The organism is Kitasatospora sp. NPDC032121 (assembly GCF_055580145.1).
Genome location: NZ_JBVILX010000004.1, coordinates 443,462 through 456,049 on the forward strand (window position 1 = coordinate 443,462; position 12,588 = coordinate 456,049).

Annotated in this window: 14 protein-coding genes; 6 read left to right on the forward strand and 8 right to left on the reverse strand. The window is 72.6% G+C overall.

The window, feature by feature from the left end:
* Positions 1-247: 247 nt before the first annotated feature.
* Entirely contained in the window at positions 248-1,009 is a 762-nt protein-coding gene (locus ACZ5OX_RS15915; protein ID WP_465630358.1) for a helix-turn-helix transcriptional regulator, read from the forward strand.
* Between the two features lie 105 nt (positions 1,010-1,114).
* Here the strand turns inward: ACZ5OX_RS15915 and ACZ5OX_RS15920 are convergent, their stop codons facing one another.
* Both ACZ5OX_RS15920 and mca read right to left on the reverse strand, forming a co-directional pair.
* Positions 1,115-1,306, reverse strand: a complete 192-nt coding sequence (locus tag ACZ5OX_RS15920; RefSeq protein WP_355255494.1) for a hypothetical protein — start codon at positions 1,304-1,306, stop codon at positions 1,115-1,117.
* 49 nt (positions 1,307-1,355) lie between these two features.
* The gene (mca, locus tag ACZ5OX_RS15925; RefSeq protein ID WP_449791175.1) at positions 1,356-2,261 is read right to left on the reverse strand and encodes a mycothiol conjugate amidase Mca; all 906 of its coding nucleotides are present in this window, start codon (positions 2,259-2,261) and stop codon (positions 1,356-1,358) included.
* A gap of 243 nt (positions 2,262-2,504) precedes the next feature.
* Here mca and ACZ5OX_RS15930 point away from each other — a divergent pair, with 243 nt between their 5' ends.
* On the forward strand, positions 2,505-2,918 hold the full coding sequence (locus ACZ5OX_RS15930) for a DUF4307 domain-containing protein (RefSeq protein ID WP_465630359.1): 414 nt from the start codon (positions 2,505-2,507) through the stop codon (positions 2,916-2,918).
* A gap of 345 nt (positions 2,919-3,263) precedes the next feature.
* Positions 3,264-3,764, forward strand: a complete 501-nt coding sequence (greA, locus tag ACZ5OX_RS15935) for a transcription elongation factor GreA (protein WP_316526550.1) — start codon at positions 3,264-3,266, stop codon at positions 3,762-3,764.
* Positions 3,765-3,859: 95 nt separating this feature from the next.
* Here the strand turns inward: greA and ACZ5OX_RS15940 are convergent, their stop codons facing one another.
* The 3 genes from ACZ5OX_RS15940 to ilvA form a co-directional block, all read right to left on the reverse strand.
* Positions 3,860-4,717, reverse strand: coding sequence for an ABC transporter permease (locus ACZ5OX_RS15940; RefSeq protein ID WP_465630360.1), 858 nt, complete (start codon positions 4,715-4,717; stop codon positions 3,860-3,862).
* Between the two features lies 1 nt (position 4,718).
* A complete protein-coding gene (locus tag ACZ5OX_RS15945) occupies positions 4,719-5,789 on the reverse strand; it encodes an ATP-binding cassette domain-containing protein (RefSeq protein WP_465630361.1) in 1,071 nt (356 codons plus the stop codon).
* Between the two features lie 224 nt (positions 5,790-6,013).
* Positions 6,014-7,225 carry a threonine ammonia-lyase gene (gene ilvA / locus ACZ5OX_RS15950; protein WP_465630362.1) on the reverse strand — a complete coding sequence of 404 codons (1,212 nt, stop codon included), beginning with the start codon at positions 7,223-7,225 and terminating at the stop codon, positions 6,014-6,016.
* A 122-nt stretch (positions 7,226-7,347) separates the two neighbouring features.
* Between ilvA and ACZ5OX_RS15955 the strand changes: the two genes are divergently transcribed.
* Entirely contained in the window at positions 7,348-7,830 is a 483-nt protein-coding gene (locus ACZ5OX_RS15955; RefSeq protein WP_392873867.1) for a MarR family winged helix-turn-helix transcriptional regulator, read from the forward strand.
* A 22-nt stretch (positions 7,831-7,852) separates the two neighbouring features.
* Here ACZ5OX_RS15955 and ACZ5OX_RS15960 read toward each other — a convergent pair whose 3' ends face one another.
* Positions 7,853-9,007 carry a cystathionine gamma-synthase gene (locus ACZ5OX_RS15960; RefSeq protein WP_316526555.1) on the reverse strand — a complete coding sequence of 385 codons (1,155 nt, stop codon included), beginning with the start codon at positions 9,005-9,007 and terminating at the stop codon, positions 7,853-7,855.
* 231 nt (positions 9,008-9,238) lie between these two features.
* On the opposite strand from ACZ5OX_RS15960, the gene msrA reads away from it, so the two are divergent.
* A complete protein-coding gene (gene msrA, locus ACZ5OX_RS15965) occupies positions 9,239-9,904 on the forward strand; it encodes a peptide-methionine (S)-S-oxide reductase MsrA (protein WP_392874271.1) in 666 nt (221 codons plus the stop codon).
* A 129-nt stretch (positions 9,905-10,033) separates the two neighbouring features.
* The gene (locus ACZ5OX_RS15970; RefSeq protein ID WP_449791183.1) at positions 10,034-10,396 is read left to right on the forward strand and encodes a cupin domain-containing protein; all 363 of its coding nucleotides are present in this window, start codon (positions 10,034-10,036) and stop codon (positions 10,394-10,396) included.
* A gap of 100 nt (positions 10,397-10,496) precedes the next feature.
* On the opposite strand, the gene ACZ5OX_RS15975 is transcribed toward ACZ5OX_RS15970, so the two are convergent.
* Together ACZ5OX_RS15975 and ACZ5OX_RS15980 are read right to left on the reverse strand one after the other, a co-directional pair.
* Positions 10,497-11,777, reverse strand: a complete 1,281-nt coding sequence (locus ACZ5OX_RS15975) for a L,D-transpeptidase (protein ID WP_465630363.1) — start codon at positions 11,775-11,777, stop codon at positions 10,497-10,499.
* 200 nt (positions 11,778-11,977) lie between these two features.
* Positions 11,978-12,316 (reverse strand): hypothetical protein, encoded by a 339-nt coding sequence (locus ACZ5OX_RS15980; protein WP_392873876.1) that lies wholly within the window; start codon positions 12,314-12,316, stop codon positions 11,978-11,980.
* Positions 12,317-12,588: the final 272 nt, after the last annotated feature.

A 12,588-nucleotide genomic window follows, 5' to 3' on the forward strand; every position in this document is an offset into this window, starting at 1 on the left:
TTCGCAGCTGCCCCGGTCGACGTCCTGACCACGTCCGCGGGCTCGCCGCCCCCGGACCCCGGCGGGGACTGACAGCGCCGACCGGACCGGCCCCGCACCCCTCGCCGCGGTGGCCGGCCTTGGACTGCCCGGAGGTCGCGCCCGCCCGAGCCCCCGCGCGTCCGACCGTTGCTCCCCACCACCGCCGACCGCCGGGCCGCCGCGCGCGCCCGGACGAGCTCGGCCATACGGACCCGCGGAGAGGCACTTGACCAGCATCGGGCAGTCGTTAGAGAACCTCAGCTCTCCCACCCTGCCGGCGCTGCGCGACCTGGCACTGCAGGTGGCGGAGATGGCCGGCCGGCTCTCCGGAGGCGTGGCGTACGGCCTCCGCCCCGACGCGGCCCCCGAGGACGCCCGCTCGGTCGCCGCGCGCCTGATCCAGCAGTGCGGCCACCGCGTGGTCAGGGCCCAGACCAGCTACGCCGACGGGCCGCACGAGTTCAACGACCCGCTCCTGGACCGGCTGCACACCCAACTCCTGGCCCGGGGAGGTGAGGTCAGGATGCTCGTCACCGGCACGCTGCTCCAGGACGAGGAGGCGCTGGCCAAACTGACCGAGCTCGCCACCGCCGGGGCGCAGATCCGGGTCTCCCCCTGCGGGCTGCCCACCGCCGTGATCACCGACGGCCTGGTCGGCCTGCTGGCCTCGGAGCGCAACGCGCCACTCACCGTGATCTCCGGTCGGGAGGCCGTCCGAGCCATCTCCCTCCTCCATGACGCCGTCTGGACCCAGTCCACCGGCCTCGTGCCCGACCACCGGGGCTGGACGGCCGACGAATGCTCCGTGCGCGTCCTACAGGCGATCAGCCGGGGCTACACCGACGAGCGGGCCGCCCGGGAGCTGGGCCTGTCGGTGCGCACCTACCGTCGGCACGTGGCCGCCCTGCTCACCCGGCTCGACGCGGGCTCCCGGTTCCAGGCCGGCGTGCGGGCGGCCCAACTCGGCCTGATCGGGGCCGCGGCCTGACCGGCGCGGCGGCCTGACCGGCGCCGCGCGCCCGACGGCAGGCCGAACCGGGCCGGGCCGAATCCGGCGGACCGAAGGCCGGCCCCGTGGGACCGGCCCGTCGGCTCACTCCTTCGGAGCCTCCGGCTGCTCGACGAAGTCGACCTTCTTGAACTGCCGGTTCATCGACTTGGCCAGGAACCAGGTCGCGACGCCGAGGGCGGCGAAGACGACGAAGCCGAGGAGGCCGGGGGTGACCTTGGCGTCGTCGACGGCGAGGTCAGCGGCGAGGTGGACGAGGTTCACGGAGGCACTCATATCTCTATGGTGGCCCGGCTCACGGGGAGCCGGGCCATCGGGGGGTGGTTCAGTCGCGCGTGTCGGCGGCCTCGGCCGCCAGGGTGGGCGTGCGCAGGCCGGCGAACAGGTCGTCCTCCGGCAGGTCCACGTCGACCAGGGTACGGCTGAGCTCGTAGTCCTCGGTGGGCCAGACCTCGCGCTGGACCTCCAGCGGGACGCGGAACCACGGGCCGTCCGGGTCGATCTGGGTCGCGTGGGCGATCAGCGCGCGGTCGCGGGTCTCGAACCAGTCGTCGCAGCGGACCCGGGTGGTGATCTCGCGCTCCTTGCGGCCGCTCTTCTCCCAGCCCTCGATCCACTCGCCGTACGGCGACTCGTGGCCGTGCTCGGTGAGGTACGTGTGGAGGGCCCGGATGCGGCCCATCGGGAAGCCGTGGTTGTAGTACAGCTTGAGCGGCTGCCAGGGCTCGCCGGCCTCCGGGTAGGCGTCCGGGTCGCCCGCGGCGTCGAAGGCCAGCATGGTGATCTTGTGGGTCATGATGTGGTCCGGGTGCGGGTAGCCGCCGTTCTCGTCGTAGGTCGTGATGACCTGCGGCTTGAACTCGCGGATCAGCCGGACCAGCGGCTCCGCGGCCTCCTTGACGTCCTGGAGGGCGAAGCAGCCCTCGGGCAGCGGCGGCAGCGGGTCCCCCTCGGGCAGGCCTGAGTCCACGAAGCCCAGCCAGGCCTGCTTGACGCCGAGGATCGCCCGCGCCTCGTCCATCTCCTTGCGGCGCACCTCGTGGATGTTCTCCTCGACGTACCGGTCCCCCTGGAGCTTGGGGTTGAGGACCGACCCGCGCTCGCCCCCCGTGCAGGTGGCCACCAGCACGTCCACGCCCTGCTCGACGTACATGGCCATGGTGGCCGCGCCCTTGCTGGACTCGTCGTCCGGGTGGGCGTGCACCGCCATCAGTCGCAACTGCTCAGTCAACGCCTTGCGTTCCTTCCACACTTGTCGGGCGTTCCGCGAAGTCCGGGTCTGCCCACCGTACGAACCGCTCACTTCGGGACCGCGTCGCCGCGGGGCCGGGCCGCGGAACGTCGCCGGCGCGGCCGAGCCCTGCCCCCGCCGGACCGGCCGCGGGCGTGCCCCTCCTATAGTGACGGACTGGAGGAGCGTCGCATTCCCCCGCACCACCCGCGCGGCCCCTCCCCCAGGAGAGGACGGAGTCCGATGAGTGCAGACACCACCGCCACCGGTCTGCCCGAGGGGCGATACGGCCGCGGCGGCGACCGCGACTCGGACCGCCGCCTGAAGGTGATCGGCGCGGTCTGCGGCGTGCTCGGCCTGGGCCTGATCGCCTGGCTGGGCGGCTCCTACATGCTGCGCGAGTCGAAGATCAACGGCTCGGTGCCGACCTTCCAGGTGCTCTCCGACTCCGAGGTCCAGCTGCACCTCACCGTACGCAAGGGCGACGGGCAGGCCGGCACCTGCACCGTGCGCTCGCAGGGCGACGACCACGGGGTGGTCGGGGTGGCCGACTTCCCGGTCCCGGCGGCCGGTTCCAGCTACGACGCGGTGGTCACCCTGCGCACCACCTCGCGCGGCACCACCGCCGAGCTGCTGGGCTGCACCCCGGCCAAGTAGTGGTCCCGCCGGGCAGCGCGCCCCCACCGGGCGCCGCGCCCGGGCCGGACAGTGCGCCCCGGGCGGCGCACCCGCCTCCGGCGGCACGCATATCCGATCCGGGGAGCGGGCATCCGTAGAGGGTCCCGCACTCCGTTGCCGCACACCGCGGCGCAGCGCCACCGTCAACGACGCGTGAACGCCCCTCCCGCTTGTCAGCAGGAGTTGTTAGGCTCGTGGTTTCGCCCCTTCCGCACCGGATGGTACGGGAGCGGGCGTTGCTTTGTAGTTGAGACCGATATCACCACCGACCCCTGCTGACGACTCACACCCTCAGCACAGCCCCAGCACCTACGAGGAGCACCCGTGACCCAGACCAGTGAGAACGTGACCTGGCTCACTCAGGCCGGCTACGACCAGCTCAAGGCCGAGCTGGACCACCTGACCGGGCCCTGGCGCATCGAGATCGCCCAGAAGATCGAGGCGGCGCGCGAGGAGGGGGACCTCAAGGAGAACGCCGGCTACCACGCGGCGAAGGAGGAGCAGGGCAAGTACGAGCTGCGCATCCGCCAGCTGACCCAGCTGCTGGAGCGCGCCAAGGTCGGCGAGGCCCCGGCCGACTCGGGCGTGGTGGCCCCGGGCATGGTCGTCACGGTCGCCTTCGACGGCGACGAGGACGACCTGATGGAGTTCCTGCTGGCCTCCCGCGAGGTCGCGGGCGCCGACGACCTGGACGTCTACTCGCCGCAGTCCCCGCTGGGCCGCGCCATCGACGGCAAGCGGATCGGCGACGAGGCCACCTACGAGCTGCCGAACGGCAAGCCGGCCATGGTGAAGATCGTCAAGGTCGTGCCGCACGCCGGCTGATCCGGCCGCACACGACCCGAGGGCGGCCGCGGAAGTCCAGCACTTCCGCGGCCGCCCTCCGGCGTTCCGGGCGCGGCGTTCCGGGCGGCGCCCGGTCAGGCGCTGGAGGAGCGGTACTTGCGCACCGCCAGCCAGGAGAACACCGCGGTGATCACGACCGACCACAGCACCGACACCAGCGCCGCGTGCTGCATCGGCCAGGCGCTGTCCACCGGCCCGACCTGGTTGCCGAACAGCACCCGGCAGGCCTGCACGGTGGCGCTGAACGGGTTCCAGTACGCGATCCCCTGGAGCCAGCCCGGCATCGAGGTGACCGGCACGAAGGCGTTGGACACGAAGGTCAGCGGGAACAGCCAGATCAGCCCGGCCGAGGTGGCCGCCTCGGGGCTGCGCACCGACAGGCCGATCAGCGCGCCGATCCAGGAGAAGGCGTAGCCGAGAAGGAGCAGCAGGCCGAAGGCGGCGAGCGCGTTGAGCAGGCCGTCGTGGATCCGCCAGCCGACCAGCAGCGCGACCATCCCCAGCACCACCAGGATGAACGCGGTCTGGCACAGGTCCGCCAGGGTGCGGCCGACCAGCACCGCGGACCGGGCCATCGGCAGCGAGCGGAACCGGTCCACCAGCCCCTTGCTCATGTCCTCCGCGATGCCCGCCGAGGCGCCGGCGACGGCGAAGGTGACGGTCTGGGCGAAGATGCCGGCCATCAGGAACTGGATGTACGTGTCCGAGCTGGAGTCGGTGCCGGGGATCTTGATCGCCCCGCCCATCACGTACGAGAACAGCAGCACGAACATGACCGGCTGCATCAGCCCGAAGACCACGATCTCCGGGATGCGGGTCATCCTGCGCAGGTTGCGCTTGGCGACCACCCAGGAGTCGTGCAGGGCGGCGGCGATCCCCCGGCGCTGCCTGGGCATCGCCGGGCCGATGGCGTGCTCGGTGGCGGTGCTCATCTCAGCTCTCCTTCCCGGCCGCGACGGCCTGCTTGTCCGGCTCCGGCCCGCCCGGCCCACCCGGGCCGCCCTGGCCGCCCTGGCCCCGGCCGGGCGCCTTGCGGTCGGCGCCGCCCTCCTCCTCGGACCGCTCCTCGGCGACGTGGCCGGTGAGGGTGAGGAAGACGTCGTCCAGGGTCGGGCGGCGCAGCCCGATGTCGTCGATCTCGATCCCGCGGGAGTCCAGTTCGCGGATCGCGTCGGCGAGCACCCGGGCGCCGCCGCTGATCGGCACCGTGATCCTGCGGGTGTTCCTCTCCACCGTCGGCTCGCTCAGCGCGTAGCCGGACAGCGCGGCGACGGCGTCGCCGACCAGGCCGGGCCGGTGCACCACGACCTCGATCCGCTCGCCGCCGATCTGCGCCTTGAGCTGGTCGGCGGTGCCACGGGCGATCACCCGGCCCTGGTCGACCACCGCGATGTCGTGGGCGAGCCGGTCGGCCTCCTCCAGGTACTGGGTGGTGAGCAGCAGCGTGGTGCCCTGCTCGACCAGCGTCTCGATGACCTCCCAGAGCGCGAGCCGGTTGCGCGGGTCGAGACCGGTGGTCGGCTCGTCCAGGAACATCACCGGCGGCCGGACGACCAGCGCGGCGGCGAGGTCCAGGCGTCGGCGCATGCCGCCCGAGTAGGTCTTGGCGGTGCGGTCCTTGGCCTCGGTGAGGTTGAACCACTCCAGCAGCTCCAGCGCGCGGGCCTTCGCGGCGCGGTTGCTCATCTGGTAGAGCTCGCCGACCATGGTGAGGTTCTCGAAGCCGGTCAGGTACTCGTCGACCGCCGCGTACTGGCCGGACAGGCCGATCAGGCTGCGGACCCGGTTGGGGTGCTTGAGCACGTCGACCCCGGCGACCACCGCGTGGCCGGAGTCGGGGCGGAGCAGGGTGGTGAGGACCCGCACGGTGGTGGTCTTCCCGGCGCCGTTGGGGCCGAGCAGCCCGAGCACCGTGCCCTCGGGGACGTCGAGGCTGACCCCGTCCAGGGCTCGTACGTCGCCGAAGGTCTTCACCAGGTTCTCGGCTTGGATGGCTGGCGCCATGGCCTTGCCTCATCTCCTCGGACGTATGGGGCGATCTGTCCCACTCTGCTCCGTTTCCGGGCACACGGGCGACCCGATTCTCGACCCGTGGGACTCGAACGCGATGTATCGCGAGTCTTCCAGTACGCGATATATCGCGTCAAGGGACGGAGCCCAGGACCGGGCGCGGAACGGCGAGCGGGACGGAGCCCGGCCGAAGTGCGGCACGGAGTCCGGCACGGAGCTCAGCCCGAGACCACGTACCCCGCGTCCCGCAGCTCCCCGACCACCAGCGCGCAGTGCTCCGGCCCCTTGGTCTCCAGGTGCAGGTCCACCTCGACCTCGGTCAGCCCCAGCCGCGGGTCGATCCGCACGTGCGCCACGTCCAGCACGTTGGCGTCCACCCTGGTCAGCACGGCCAGCAGGTCCGCCAGCGCACCCGGCTTGTCCGCCAGCCGCACCCGCAGCGACAGGTAGCGGCCGGCCGCCGCCAGCCCGTGCCGCAGCACCCGCTGCATCAGCTGCGGGTCGATGTTGCCGCCGGACAGCACCGCCACCACCGGACCCTCGAAGGAGTCCGGCCGCTCCAGCAGCGCCGCGATCGGGGCCGCCCCGGCCGGCTCGACCACCAGCTTCAACCGCTCCAGTCCGAGCAGCAGCGCCCGCGACAGCGCGTCCTCGGAGACCGTCCGGATGCCGTCGGCCAGCGTGTTGACCACCTCGAAGGGGATGTCGCCGGGGCGCCCGACCATGATCCCGTCCGCCATGGTGGCGAAGTGCTCCAGCGACACCGGCCGCCCCGCCGCCAGCGAGGGCGGGTACGCGGCCGCGCCGGCCGCCTGCACCCCGATGACCCGCACGTCCGGCCGCAGCGGCTTGACCGCCGCCGCGATCCCGGCGAGCAGCCCGCCGCCGCCCACCCCGACCAGGATGGTCCGCACCTCCGGGCACTGCTCCAGGATCTCCAGCCCGACGGTCGCCTGGCCGGTGACCACGTCCCAGTGGTCGAAGGGGTGGATGAACACCGCGCCGGTCGTGTCCGCGTACTGCTGCGCCGCCCGCAGGGCCTCGTCCACGGTGGCGCCGTGCAGCCGCACGTCGGCGCCGTAGTCGCGGGTGGCCGCGACCTTCGGCAGCGGCGCCGCGACCGGCATGAACACCGTGGAGCGCACGCCGAGCAGCGAGGCCGCCAGCGCCACGCCCTGGGCGTGGTTCCCGGCGCTCGCCGCCACCACCCCGCCGGCCCGCTGCACCGGCGAGAGTCCCGCGATCCGCACGTACGCCCCGCGCAGCTTGAAGGACCCGGTGCGCTGGAGGTTCTCGCACTTCAGGTGGACCGGCGCGCCGATCAGCCCGGAGAGGTGCCGGCTGCCCTCCATCGGGGTCACCCGGGCTACCCCGGCGAGCATCTTCTGGGCGCCGCGGACGTCGTCGAGGGTGATCGGCCAGGTGTGCATGGCGCCAGACTACGGGCGCGGGCGACGGTGATCCGGAATGCCGGGCCTGTTCCCGGGCCCGCCCGGCCCGCGTACCCTGCTGCTCCTGAGCCTTCCTCACCGCACGACGATCGTGAGCCGCGATGACGACGACCTCGCCCCAGGCCACCGACCGCACCGACCCCGTGCACACCCAACTCCAGTACCAGCTGGCGGTGTTCGCCCGCCGCATGGAACAGGTCCGGACCTCCGGCGGCGGGGTCGGGGCCCTGGACCGGGCCGCCTACCTGCTGCTCGACCGGCTGCAGCGGCACGGGCCGGCCAACGTCAAGGCGCTGGCCGAGTCGCTGGGGGTGGACTCCTCCACGGTGACCCGCCAGGTCGCCCCGCTGGTCGCGGCCGGGCTGGTCGGCCGGGTGCAGGACCCGGCCGACCGCCGGGCCGTACGGCTCGCGCTGACCTCACGCGGCCTCGACCGGCTCGCCGAAGTCCGCGACGGCCGGGCCGAGTTGACGCGCCGCCTGGTGGACGGCTGGCCGCCGGAGGAGCAGCGCGTGTTCTGCGCCCTGCTGGCCCGCTTCAACCTCGCGATGGAGTCGTACACGGCGGACCAGCAGGGGCAGTGAGGGGCCGCGGCCCCGTACGGGCTCAGCCCAGCGCCTGCTTGAGGTCGGCCAGCAGGTCGTCGATCGACTCGATGCCGACCGAGACGCGCACCAGGTCGGACGGCACCTCCAGCGGCGAGCCCGCCGCCGAGGCGTGGGTCATCCGGCCCGGGTGCTCGATCAGCGACTCGACGCCGCCGAGCGACTCACCGAGGGTGAACAGCTGCGCGCGGTTGCAGACCTCGACGGCCGCCTCCTCGCCGCCGGCGACCCGGAACGAGACCATGCCGCCGAAGGCCTTCATCTGCTTGGCCGCGATGTCGTGGCCGGGGTGCTCGGGCAGGCCCGGGTAGAGCACCTGGCTGACCTTCGGGTGGCTCGCCAGCAGCTCGGCGACCTTCTCGGCGTTGGCGCTGTGCCGGTCCATCCGGACGCCCAGCGTCTTGATGCCGCGCAGCACCAGCCAGGCGTCGAACGGGCCGGAGACGGCGCCCATCGCGTTCTGGTGGTACGCGACCTCCTCGCCGAGGGCCGCGTCGGCCAGCACCAGCGCACCGCCGACCACGTCGGAGTGGCCGCCCATGTACTTGGTGGTGGAGTGCACGACCGCGTCCGCGCCGAGCGAGATCGGCTGCTGGAGGTACGGGCTGGCGAAGGTGTTGTCGACCACCAGCAGCGCGCCGGCGCCGTGCGCGATCTCGGCGAGCGCGGCCAGGTCGGTGATGCCCAGCAGCGGGTTGGACGGGGTCTCCACCCACACCGCGCGGGTGTTGGGGCGCAGCGCCTCGCGGACGGTGGCCAGGTCCTGGGTGTTGGCCACGGAGAACTCGACGCCCCAGCGGGTCAGCACCTTGGCGAACAGCCGGAAGGTGCCGCCGTAGGCGTCGTTGGGGATCACGATGTGGTCGCCCGGCTTGAGGATGGTGCGCAGCAGGGTGTCCTCGGCGGCCAGGCCGGAGGCGAAGGCGAGGCCGCGAGCGCCGCCCTCCAGTGCCGCGAGGCACTCCTCCAGCGCGGTGCGGGTCGGGTTGGCGCTGCGGCTGTACTCGTAGCCGCCTCGCAGGCCGCCCACCCCGTCCTGCTTGTAGGTGGACACCTGGTAGATCGGCGTGACGACGGCCCCGGTCTGGGGGTCTGCTTCCTGACCCGCGTGGATGGCGAGAGTCTCGAAGCCCTGAGGAAGCTGGTGCTCGGTCATGGGTCCGAGCCTAATGGGCGAATGCCGTCACGCCCGCCCGAACCGGGAAGCGGGGCGAACCCGCAGGTGGGACTGGGTGCGCGGCGGGCCGGAACCGCGGGTGCGCGAGGCCCCCGGCCTCTGGGCCTCCGCGCAGCGGGCCCGAACGGCCCGTACGGCCGCTCCCGGAATCCGGGGGCGGCCGTGCGCGTTGCACACTGAGCCAGGTTCCCCGACCCGCTGGAGCAGGCCGTGCTGTTCAACCGCCACAAGACCTCGCTCGTCCCCGCCGACCAGGCGCTGCCCGGCCGGCCCTCCCCGGCCTTCACCCTCACCGAGCCGCACACCGTGCTCGGGCACCCGCTGCCCGGCCCGTACCCGCAGGGCCTGGAGGTGGCCGACTTCGGGCTGGGCTGTTTCTGGGGCGCCGAACGCACCTTCTGGCGGCTGCCCGGCGTCTGGACGACGCTGGTCGGCTATCAGGGCGGCCACACCCCCAACCCGACGTACGAGGAGGTGTGCAGCGGGCTGACCGGGCACACCGAGGCGGTCCGGGTGGTGTACGACCCGGCCGTGATCTCCTACGAGCGCCTGCTGAAGACGTTCTGGGAGGCCCACGACCCGACCCAGGGCAACCGCCAGGGCAACGACGTCGGCACCCAGTACCGCTCCGCCGTCTACACCCACTCCCCCGCCCAGGCCGAGGCCGCCGCGGCCACCCGGGACGCCTTCCAGCCGTCGCTGACCGCGCTCGGTTACGGTCCGATCACCACCGAGATCGCCCCGGCCGGCCCGTTCTTCCCGGCCGAGCCGTACCACCAGCAGTACCTGTCGGAGGCCAAGAACCCCAACGGCTACTGCGGCCTGGGCGGTACCGGCGCCTCCTGCCCGATCGGCGTGGCCCGCACCCAGGGCTGACCCTCCCCCTCCCGGGAGCGGCCACTCAAAGTGACCGGTCCCTGATCCGGGCGCAGACTGGAAGGGCAGGCGGGGCCGGTCCGGCCACCCTCTGGTGGCCGGGCCGGCCGCACGGCAGAGGAGTGCGCCATGTCCGGTCCCTACCGACGGAACTTCGACGATCCCGAGGAAGTCCGCCCCTTCGAGGAGGGCACGGGGGAGCTGCGGCTGGTCAACCTGGACGGCGGCCCGGTGGGCCGGGCCGTGTTCGAGCCGGGTTGGCAGTGGTCCAAGCACGTCAAGCCGATCGCCAAGACCGACAGCTGCCAGGCCGCCCACGCCGGGTACGTGGTCTCCGGCCGGATGAAGATCGTCATGGACGACGGCCGGGAGTGCGAGGTGGGCCCCGGCGACTTCATGCTCTGCCCGCCCGGGCACGACGCCTGGACGGTGGGCCCGGAGGCCTGTGTGATCGTCGACTGGCAGGGCTTCGCGGACTACGCGAAGCCCTGAGCGGCACCGGGCACCGCCGTTTCGCGCCCGTCCCGCTCCCCGGGTGGACCGTGAGGTCCGGTCCCGCCCGGGGAGTCGTTCGTACCGGGGTCCGGCGGGGTCAGACGGCGCTGCCGGCCTTCCAGGCGGACCAGCTCATGTTCCAGCCGTTCAGGCCGTTGTCCGGGGCGACCGTCTTGTCGCCGGAGTTCACGACCTCGACCACGTCGCCGACCATCGAGGACTTGTAGAACTTGAAGCCGTCGGCGCCGCTGTCCTGGGCGCCCTTGGTGTCCTGGAGGCCGATGCAGCCGTGGCTGGTGTTCTGGCTGCCGAAGATCGACGGCGAGGACCAGTAGTTGCCGTGGATGAAGGTGCCCGAGGTGCTGAGGCGCTGGGCGTGCGGCACGTCCGCGATGTCGTACTCGCTGCCCAGGTTGACGGTCTGCGAGTTCATCCGGGTCTGGGTGTACTGCTCGGAGATCACCATCTTGCCGCCCCAGGTGGTGTGCTCGGGCGAGCCGCCGGAGATCTTGTAGACCGCGCTGACCTGGCCGTCGGTGGTGACGGTGAGCTTCTTGGTGGCGAGGTCGGCGACGCTGGTCTGGGCGCGGCCGATGGTGAAGCTGACGTCCTTGGACTGGGTGCCGTAGACGCCCTTGGCGCCCTCGACGTCCTTGAGCCTGAGCTTGAGGGTGACCTTGGTGCCCTTGGCCCAGTACTCCTGGGGCCGGAAGTCGAGCCGGGTGCTGGAGAACCAGTGACCGACGATCTCGACGCCCGGCTCGGCTATGACCGTGATCGCCTGCTGGACGCTCTTGCGGTCGGTGATCGGCTTGCTGAAGTTGATCGAGACCGGCATGCCGACGCCGACCGTCGAGCCGTCCTCGGGGGTGAAGTAGCCGACGAAGGTGTTGGCCGGGGTCGCCGTGGTGAAGACGGCGTTGGAGTCCGCCTCCAGCTTGTCCTTGTCGAAGGCGGTGGCGGCGACGGTGTACTTGGTACCGCTGGCGGGGGCGGTGGCCGAGGTCCAGCCGGTGCCGTCTGCGGAGAGCTGGCCAGCCAGCTCCTTGCCGGTGGTGTCGGTGACCTTGACGCTGCTCAGGGTGCCGTTGGCGACGGTGACCTTGACCGGCTCGCTGAAGCTCGCGGAGGCGGCGCCGTCGGCCGGGGTGACGGTGATGACCGCGGCCGAGGTCTTGGGGGCGCTGCTGCTCGCGCCGCTCGGGGTGCCGCCCGAACCGCCCGAGCCGCCGGAGCCGCTGCCACCGCTGCTACCGCTGGCGCTGTTGTCGTTGCAGGCCGCCAGCAGCAGTACGGGCGCGCCGATCAGTCCCGCGAGGACCCCGCGCCGGCTCCAGCCGCTTCCGGCCGCCCGCCCCTGACCTTCCCGTGCCGTCACGTCGCGTCTCCCTGCTGATCATCCCGGGCATTACGGATACAGAAACGCAATCCACCCGTTCACGGTTCCAACACCGAAGGGTAAGCGATCGTATGAGATGACCCAACTTCCCGATGAACAGGGACGAAACGCCCGGCCCGCGAGGCGGACCGGGCGTTCACGTGCGGTGGCGGCGGGCGCCGTCACCCGACGGCTTCGTCCTACTCGGCGGACTCGTCCACCTGGTACTCGTCCCACTCCTCGCTGTCCGGGTCGAACTCGGTCTGCGCCGACTCCCAGGTCGCCGAGGCGAGCTCCACGCCGGGCACGTCGCCGAGCAGCGCGACCGGGTCGATGAAGTGGGCGAGCGAACCCGACGGGTCCACCTCGATGGCCTCGACGGACTGGGCGCGCTCCTCGTCGTCGAGGTACTCGTCCGCGGTGACCGCCTCCAGGGCGGCCGCCTTGAGCGCGCCCTCGTCGGTGATCTCCGCGATGAGCTCGATCTTGACCCGGACGTAGCGCGGGGTGTCCTGGTCGGTCGTTTCAGTGCTGGTCATGCGTGCGAGCGTACGGGACGACCGCGCCCGGCGTGGTGCGCGGGCGGCCGCCCGGAGCACATCCCGCGCGCCCGGCGCGAACGGCGCGAACGGAAGGGGCCGGTCCCTCGGAGAAGGACCGGCCCCACCGTTCCCCGCCGGGGCTCCCCCACCCGGGAGCCACGGGGACACGCGCCGTGCGGCGCGGTGCTGCCGCGGGAGCCGCCGCACCCTGTCAGCCGGCCGGGGCCGGGCAGGGGCGGGACGACGGCGCCTCCCACGGCGGAGGACAC

What these genes read in the sequence shown, in the direction of transcription:
- ACZ5OX_RS15940 (WP_465630360.1), bottom strand. Translation starts at nt 4,717, where the DNA reads ATGAGCACCGCCACCGAGCACGCCATCGGCCCGGCGATGCCCAGGCAG.
- ACZ5OX_RS15980 (WP_392873876.1), bottom strand. Translation starts at nt 12,316, where the DNA reads ATGACCAGCACTGAAACGACCGACCAGGACACCCCGCGCTACGTCCGG.
- ilvA (WP_465630362.1), bottom strand. Translation starts at nt 7,225, where the DNA reads ATGCACACCTGGCCGATCACCCTCGACGACGTCCGCGGCGCCCAGAAG.
- ACZ5OX_RS15930 (WP_465630359.1), top strand. Translation starts at nt 2,505, where the DNA reads ATGAGTGCAGACACCACCGCCACCGGTCTGCCCGAGGGGCGATACGGC.
- ACZ5OX_RS15970 (WP_449791183.1), top strand. Translation starts at nt 10,034, where the DNA reads ATGTCCGGTCCCTACCGACGGAACTTCGACGATCCCGAGGAAGTCCGC.
- ACZ5OX_RS15945 (WP_465630361.1), bottom strand. Translation starts at nt 5,789, where the DNA reads ATGGCGCCAGCCATCCAAGCCGAGAACCTGGTGAAGACCTTCGGCGAC.
- ACZ5OX_RS15960 (WP_316526555.1), bottom strand. Translation starts at nt 9,007, where the DNA reads ATGACCGAGCACCAGCTTCCTCAGGGCTTCGAGACTCTCGCCATCCAC.
- ACZ5OX_RS15955 (WP_392873867.1), top strand. Translation starts at nt 7,348, where the DNA reads ATGACGACGACCTCGCCCCAGGCCACCGACCGCACCGACCCCGTGCAC.
- ACZ5OX_RS15920 (WP_355255494.1), bottom strand. Translation starts at nt 1,306, where the DNA reads ATGAGTGCCTCCGTGAACCTCGTCCACCTCGCCGCTGACCTCGCCGTC.